The organism is Frankia sp. AgKG'84/4, assembly GCF_023242965.2.
Taxonomy (GTDB): Bacteria; Actinomycetota; Actinomycetes; order Frankiales; family Frankiaceae; genus Frankia.
Map to the genome: position 1 here is coordinate 1 of NZ_JALKFU020000655.1, position 648 is coordinate 648.

Genomic DNA, 648 nt, shown 5'->3' on the forward strand with positions numbered 1-648 from the left:
GGTGAGGACTGTAATATAACTGGTCAACTTTTGTCCAACCGCGCTTCTCGTAAGCAGGCTTACAAGGACTTCCATTTCCTCAAAGGTCGGCACAAGACGTTCCATTCCCATCACGGTGATCTGTGTCTTCGGAAGAGCAGTGACAAGGTCTGCATTTCCTTCGTTTGTTACAAGGCTGAAGGAACCTGTTTCGGCTACGGCAAAGTTACATCCGGTGATGCCGACGTCGGCGGACAGAAATTCCTCGCGTAGCTTTTGACGTGCATGCCCTGCGAGCTCCTCCGGTTTGGACGTTTTTTGGTAGCCGAGTTTTTCCGTAAAAACATCCCGGATTTGCTCCTTGTTTTTATGCAGCGCCGGTACCACGATATGAGAAGGGGGCTCATGGTCATCGACCTGGAGGATATATTCCGCGAAAAACACATGGCCGCCCCGCCTGGCCACATTTTCGCTAAGCTGCTCCAAATAATAATCCAGATGTTCAAGAACATGCTGCCGGATCTCTTCGCCGTGGGAGCGCCAGTCCTCCCAGTTGCCGAGTTCCGCGGCCGCGTCATTACGCCGGGTGCCCATCCGTTCCTGTGCACCGGCAACAGCGCCGCGCATAAAGGAATCATGGATGCCCTTATTGACGCGATCCTTAAAATC

1 protein-coding gene is annotated in these 648 nt (G+C 52.9%); it reads right to left on the reverse strand.

Translation table 11 applies throughout. The features are described 5' to 3' along the window. The coding region (locus MXD58_RS31775; protein WP_250610020.1) for an LUD domain-containing protein at positions 1–648 on the reverse strand (648 nt) is incomplete at both ends.